At 41.3% G+C, this 322-nt stretch carries 1 pseudogene; it reads right to left on the bottom strand.

Going from position 1 to position 322, the window contains the following annotated elements:
• Positions 1-113: 113 nt before the first annotated feature.
• A pseudogene (locus IQR33_RS32395) lies at positions 114-322 on the bottom strand (lytic transglycosylase F); the annotation flags it as partial.

The following is a 322-nucleotide window of genomic DNA, read 5'->3' on the forward strand; positions in this document are numbered from 1 at the left end:
GCTGAAAACGGCCTCGTTTTTAGGGAAGTTTTACGGCCTAATATTTGAGGTGGTTAAAATTTAACTACACGTAAGGTGTGATGACGATCACTGAGTCTCTCCAATGAATCCATTTAAAAAGCCGCTTGCTGTACAAGCGGCTTTTTACTGTCTGGCATTTGGCTGACTTTTCGTAGCGGTATCATGAAAATGGGGTCTTTTGGGGCTAGTGAAACCCCTTCTAAACTTTTGACTTGGTCCAAACTTTCTAGTTGTTTGTATATTATGTAGTAGCGATTAATGCTTGTGACGTACCCAACCGTTGAGCTTAAACTTTTCCGCA

It is taken from the genome of Vibrio sp. OPT46, assembly GCF_015163535.1.
Taxonomy (GTDB): Bacteria; Pseudomonadota; Gammaproteobacteria; order Enterobacterales; family Vibrionaceae; genus Vibrio; species Vibrio alginolyticus.